The following is a 5,780-nucleotide window of genomic DNA, read 5'->3' as shown; positions in this document are numbered from 1 at the left end:
GTGCCGAGCCATAATCGGTTCCTTCGTCCCACGGAGTTTTCATGTCTGTTTCACCTTTTAAAAGTGCCGGCGCCCGTTTTTTCATGGCGTCCATCCTCGGTTTTCTTGCCGCCATGGGCCCGCTCTGCACGGATTTTTATCTTCCCGCCCTACCTGACATGGCGGCGGAACTCGGCAGCGCGCCTTCGCAGATGCAGCTCAGCATAACGGCCTGTCTGCTGGGTCTGTCTCTCGGACAGATAGTGCTCGGCCCTCTCAGCGACGCGAGAGGGCGCAAGATGCCTCTGCTTGTCTCTCTTGCGGTGTTCATCGTTGCGTCGTTTCTGTGTTCCCGCGCGTCGAGCGTGAGCGGACTCGTCGCGCTGCGATTCATTCAGGGGCTTGCGGGCAGCGGCGGCGTGGTGCTTTCCCGCGCCATAGCCTGCGATCTGTTCCGCGGAACGGAACTTACGAAGTTCTTTTCCCTGCTCATGCTCATCAACGGCGTGGCCCCCATTTTCGGCCCGGTCATCGGCGGGCAGATTCTGCGTTTTTCCAGCTGGGGAGGCATATTCATCTTCCTTGCGGTCTGCGGCGTGGCGCAGTTTTCCCTGGTGCTTTTCGGATGTCCGGAAACGCTGCCCGCCGACAGGCGCATTCAGGGCGGCATGGGGCAGTCCGTACGGGCCATGCTGCGCCTGTTCGGGAATCGCACCTTTCTTTGCTACATGCTCATTCAGGGCTTTGTCATGGCGGGCTTTTTCGGCTACATTTCCGCCTCGCCCTTCGTCCTGCAGAACCTCTACGGGCTTTCCGCCCAGCAGTATGCGCTGTGCTTCGGTCTGAACGGCCTCGGCATCATGCTTTTTGCCCAGATAACGGGCAGAGTCTGCATGGCCTACGGCGACAGAACCGTGCTCGGTGCGGGCGCAGCCCTTTCCCTCATTGCTTCCCTGTGCACCGTTGCGGTGAGCGTGCTTCATCTTCCCGTGCCGTTCATGATAGGCTCGCTCTTTCTCTTCGTGTCGTGCATAGGCATCACCACGACCACGAGCTTCTCGCTGGCCATTGCCGCTCAGACCGAGGGGGCGGGAAGCGCCTCCGGCCTGCTCGGGGTGACTTCCTTCGTGTTCGGTGCGGCGGCTTCGCCTCTCGTGGGGCTCGGCGGCGCGGGCACGTCGCTGCCCATGGCCGTCGTGGCCGTGACCTCCGGTCTGCTCGTGCTTCTGTTTTTCCGCATGGCTGCAAGGACACGGCGTGCGGCAAGGCGTTCCGCGTGATGCGCGCATGACTTTCCGGCGCGTTCGCCCTGCCGTGAGCGAGTGTGCGCGAGCCGGATGTCGTGAACCATGAAGAAGGGGCGGTCTTCCTTGGAAGATCGCCCCTTCGTTGTCGAAATTGTCGGTGACCGACAGGATGATTCAGCAGTTGCGCATAACTGGGAGGCGGCTTGGCGACAGTGGTCGGGCGGCATCCCGAAGAGACGGCGTTTCCGCGTGTGCGGCCGTATCGGAAGGCCTGACGGAGGCGTTATCGGACGTCGCCCTCAAAGGTCCGGTTCCTGGCGTGCATGACATGCACGGCGCATCCCAGTCACGGGTCGAAGGCGCGTACCAGACGTCCGGCGTTGACCGGGCTGTCCTCTTCCGGCACGGGAAGTCCTACGAGAGCCTCTTCCATGGGGCCGCGCAGTCCTGCGTCGTCGCGGGGCGAGGCGTTCCACAGCGTGGCGGGCAGCACCTGATAAAAGCTCAGACGACCGTTTTCCACGCGCAGACAGTGCATGAGGGATCCGCGCGGGGCTTCTGTAAGACTGTAGCCCTCGCCGTTCCATATCTTCGGCATCGGCAGGAGCGGATCCGCGCCGGGCACGAGGTCGTCAAGCCAGCCTTCCATGGCCTTTGCCACAAGCCATGTTTCTTCAGCCCGCGCCAGATGGCGGCCCATGATGGAGAAGACGAAGTCTTCCCCGAGCTCCCTGAACGTGCGCGCCCTGATGCCGAGATGCTTCGGCGCAAGTTCCCGGCCCATGGGCGAAAGCTCCATGTCGCCTATCCACATTCTGGCGTGCGGCCCTACCTCCATGGGCATGCCGTCGTAGCGTGCGGCCTTGGAAAAGCTGTACGCTCCCGCCTTGTCGAGATCCACGGCCAGCGGCGGCGCGCTGAAGGGACTGCCGCCGGATTCTTCCGTAAACCAGGAATAGCGTACGTTTTCCATGACCTTGCCCGGATCGAAGGGCATTTCCTTTCCTCCCGCCCACACGCCTGCACGTATGGAGTATTCTCCCGTGTCCGGGTGGGGAAACACGCCCATGCACATGGCCGTGGCCCAGCCTCTGCCCGTATGGGCAAGGTCGTCATAGGTTTCCGAGAGCAGGTACAGAAGCGGCACGTAGCGTTTTTCCACGAATTCCCGCACGGTCTTGAGGCGTGAGCGGAATTCTTGTATCTGCCCGGATGACGCCGGGGCCGACGTGCCTCCGGGAACGATGCCGTGCACGTGCGGCATGCGTCCGCCGAATATGGCCGCCATTTCATGGCAAAGGGCGCGGATGTCCAGCGATTCCAGATACTGATCGAGCATCATGCGCGTGGCGGCTTCGCCGAGGCGGAGGTCGGGATGCTTCTGCCGGGGAGAGAAGGGCGGCATGGCCGGTCCCTGAAAGAAGTCCTGACTGGAAAGCTGGTAGAAGCTGAGAATGTGCGACTGCAGAAAGTTGGCGCCCTGCATGAGATTCCTGAGCAGCCTGCCTTCGCGCGGCGGCGAGAGTTTTGCCGCGTCTTCCAGCGCCATGCACGAGGCAAGGGCGTGGGAAACGGGACAGACGCCGCAGATGCGTTGTACGATCTGCGGGGCATCCATGGGATCGCGGCCGAGAAGTATGGTTTCAAAGCCCCGGAACATGCCGCCGGTGAGCCAGGCATCCTGAACGACGCCGTCCGACACTTCCAGTCTGGCCTTGAGATGGCCTTCAATGCGAGTGATGGGATCGATGGCTATGGAAACGGCCATGTTTTCTCCCTTGCAGCTTGTCCTGTCCGACGGTACAGGGCGGTTGAACGTGGGCTACCAGAGATTCTTCTGATAGAAGGGGGACTGACCGTCGGGGAAGTCCGGTTGCACGCAGCCTATGCACAGGGCGTTTTCCACGCACCAGTTCACGCGGCCGTTCCAGCGGCGCAAAGGAGAGTCGCACCAGGCTCCGGGGCCCTTGCAGCCTATGCCGTATCGGCATCCGGCCTTGTCCGTGAGACTCCTTGCCATGGTCCCTTCGTCGAACAGGTAGAGATAGGGACAGTTTTCGTGCGTGGTGCTGCCGTAGAACACGCGGGGGCGTCCCCACTCGTCGAGTCCTGCGGCAACTTCCTTCACGCCTTCGGCAAGCCCCTTGCGTTCCACGGCGTCCAGCAGAACGAGAATGGTGCCCACCATCCAGTCGGGATGAGGAGGGCATCCTGGAACGTTGACCACGGGCGTGGCGATGCGTTTGCGGCGGAAGAACTCCTGTACGCCCATGGCCCCCGTCACCGCCCCGCGGGCGGCGCTCACGCCCCCGTAGGCGGCGCAGCTGCCCACCGCGAGCACCACGGCCGCGTGGGGCGCTATGCTCTCCAGCGTGGAGGAAAGGGAAAATTCCTCATGTCCGGCTTCGCCTATGACGCAGAAGCGTCCGTCTTTCTCTTCCGATACGGCGCCTTCCTGAACGAGCACGAAGCCGCCGTCGTTTTCTTCGGCCGAGCGGAGCATGAATTCCATGGCTCCTTCGCCTTCGTCGGCCATGAGCGTGGGATGAAAGTCCATGCGTATGACATGAAGCAGCACGTCCGCGATGCGCGGATGCAGGCTGTTCAGAATGGAGACGGAACAGCCGGTGCAGCCCATGCCCTGAAGCCAGAACACCGGCGGCCGCACGGCCGTAAGCGTTTCGGCCAGCGCCTTTTCCACGCACGGCGAAAAGCCTCCGGAAACTCCGCCGAGCGCTGCGGCCATGAGGGCGGACTGAAGAAAGCTGCGTCTGGAAACAGGCGTTCTGGTGTCGGATCTGCCGTTGTTCATGAAGATTCCTCCCGCAAAAAGTTCCGGCCGTCGTCATGAAGGAGCCTGACGCACTCGTCGTGATACGGCCATGATTTTCCAGGGCAGGGAGGAGCACGGCCTTCGAGTCCCGTCTCCGCGGGACGGGAAGGTGAAGCGGCCGTCTCTGAACGTTTTACAGGGAAAAGGGGAAGAAAGGCTCTCCCGAGCTTTTATCTTTGCCGGAACGGTCCACCGCATGAGAAGCGTTCGGCATACGAAGGCGGCTGAAGACCTCGCTTTCGGACGGTGGTGACGCAGGTTTTTGAAATTATGTCTCTTTTATCTTATTGACAATCGTTCTCATTATTGTTATTCAAAAATAACCAGTGATTTTGAGGAGCAAACATGTCCAAGACAAGGATGACGAACCAGCGTCGAATCATTCTTGAGGAACTGCGCAAGGTGGGCACTCATCCCACGGTCGATGAGCTGTATACCATAGTCAAGGCCCGCATGCCGCATATCAGCCTGGGAACGGTGTATCGGAATCTCGATCTTCTGGCTGAAATGGGCGAAGTGCTGAAAATAGACTCCGCCGGCAATATGCGTCGTTTTGACGGACGCGTGGAGCCTCATCGCCACGTGCGCTGCCATGTATGCGGGCGCGTGGCCGACGTGTTCACGGACGGGAAGGACGAGCCGGGCATCGGTTCCCTTCGCGTTCCCGGTTTCAGGATAACCACCGTGAGGGTGGAATACGACGGTATTTGTGAAGAATGCGAGCGAAAGTCTGCCGCCGCGGCGGACGCCATGCAGGAAGCGAACCAGAGGCGCGCCTGCTGACAAACCCCCTCTGCCCATCTCAGGAGAATCTCTCATGAAATCTTTGAAGGGTACCCAGACCGAGAAGAACATTCTTACCGCCTTTGCCGGTGAGTCCCAGGCCCGCAACCGCTACACCTACTTCGCCTCCCAGGCCAAGAAGGACGGCTATGTGGAAATGCAGAAGGCCTTTGAAGAAATCGCCAATCAGGAAAAGGAACACGCCAAGCGTCTGTTCAAGTTCCTTGAAGGCGGCACCGTGGAGATTACGGCCAGCTATCCCGCCGGCGTCATCGGCAGCACGCTCGACAATCTGAAGGCCGCAGCCGCCGGTGAAAACGAGGAATATTCCGACATGTATCCCTCCTTTGCCGACGTGGCCGACGCCGAAGGCTTCCCCGCCATTGCCGCCGTCATGCGCAACATCGCCGTGGCGGAAAAGCATCACGAAGCGCGTTTCCTCGCCTTTGCCGCCGCCATCGAGGCCGGCACCGTGTTCAAGTCCGACAAGCCCCGCGTGTGGCGCTGCCAGAACTGCGGTTATGTGCATGAAGGCCTTGAGGCTCCCGAATCCTGCCCGGCCTGCGCTCATCCTCGCGAATACTTCCAGGCTCTGTAAGGAGCCGCGGCGCGGAACGCATGCCGGTCGACGGGAAAAAGAGCAGGTTTCCCGTCCGGCTTTCGGGATGTCCTCCCATCCTGCGGCAAGGCTTTGACGTCGTTCCGACGCCCGGGTCGTGTTCCGACCGGTTTTCCTCGGCTGTCTGCCCCTGAGCCTTTTTGAGACGGAAGCGGAATGCCGTCTCAGGCAGGGCTCGGAGGGAGACCCTCATCCCCCTGTTTCTTCGGATGCAGGGGGATTTTTTTCATGATGACGGCGTTCGCGTTCAGTCGTGTCGCAAAGCCAGTCCCTTCTTTTTTTATTTCAGCGGGGAGCGCATGGAAGGACGAAGACCGCG

General features: G+C 61.1%; 5 protein-coding genes. 3 read left to right on the top strand and 2 right to left on the bottom strand.

Features of this window, described 5'->3' with window-relative positions:
• Window positions 1-83 precede the first annotated feature (83 nt).
• The gene (locus QZZ60_RS10180) at window positions 84-1,259 is read left to right on the top strand and encodes a multidrug effflux MFS transporter (protein WP_295641093.1); all 1,176 of its coding nucleotides are present in this window, start codon (window positions 84-86) and stop codon (window positions 1,257-1,259) included.
• Window positions 1,260-1,572: 313 nt separating this feature from the next.
• Here the strand turns inward: QZZ60_RS10180 and QZZ60_RS10175 are convergent, their stop codons facing one another.
• Both QZZ60_RS10175 and QZZ60_RS10170 read right to left on the bottom strand, forming a co-directional pair.
• Window positions 1,573-2,994, bottom strand: coding sequence for a nickel-dependent hydrogenase large subunit (locus tag QZZ60_RS10175; RefSeq protein WP_295641092.1), 1,422 nt, complete (start codon window positions 2,992-2,994; stop codon window positions 1,573-1,575).
• A 54-nt stretch (window positions 2,995-3,048) separates the two neighbouring features.
• Window positions 3,049-4,038 carry a hydrogenase small subunit gene (locus QZZ60_RS10170; RefSeq protein WP_295641090.1) on the bottom strand — a complete coding sequence of 330 codons (990 nt, stop codon included), beginning with the start codon at window positions 4,036-4,038 and terminating at the stop codon, window positions 3,049-3,051.
• Window positions 4,039-4,404: 366 nt separating this feature from the next.
• On the opposite strand from QZZ60_RS10170, the gene QZZ60_RS10165 reads away from it, so the two are divergent.
• Window positions 4,405-4,842: a Fur family transcriptional regulator gene (locus QZZ60_RS10165; RefSeq protein WP_295641088.1), complete on the top strand. Its 438-nt coding sequence runs from the start codon at window positions 4,405-4,407 to the stop codon at window positions 4,840-4,842.
• Between the two features lie 34 nt (window positions 4,843-4,876).
• Window positions 4,877-5,440, top strand: a complete 564-nt coding sequence (gene rbr / locus QZZ60_RS10160; RefSeq protein ID WP_295641086.1) for a rubrerythrin — start codon at window positions 4,877-4,879, stop codon at window positions 5,438-5,440.
• The last annotated feature ends 340 nt before the right edge of the window (window positions 5,441-5,780 follow it).

Source organism: uncultured Mailhella sp. (assembly GCF_905187505.1).
GTDB lineage: Bacteria > Desulfobacterota > Desulfovibrionia > Desulfovibrionales > Desulfovibrionaceae > Mailhella.
The sequence above is the reverse complement of the archived record's forward strand: the minus strand, read 5'-3'. Positions and strand labels throughout refer to the sequence as shown.

Bases quoted from the DNA above. Each gene is read 5' to 3' on its own strand.
- QZZ60_RS10175 (WP_295641092.1), bottom strand. From the start codon at position 2,994: ATGGCCGTTTCCATAGCCATCGATCCCATCACTCGCATTGAAGGCCAT.
- QZZ60_RS10165 (WP_295641088.1), top strand. From the start codon at position 4,405: ATGTCCAAGACAAGGATGACGAACCAGCGTCGAATCATTCTTGAGGAA.
- rbr (WP_295641086.1), top strand. From the start codon at position 4,877: ATGAAATCTTTGAAGGGTACCCAGACCGAGAAGAACATTCTTACCGCC.
- QZZ60_RS10170 (WP_295641090.1), bottom strand. From the start codon at position 4,038: ATGAACAACGGCAGATCCGACACCAGAACGCCTGTTTCCAGACGCAGC.
- QZZ60_RS10180 (WP_295641093.1), top strand. From the start codon at position 84: ATGGCGTCCATCCTCGGTTTTCTTGCCGCCATGGGCCCGCTCTGCACG.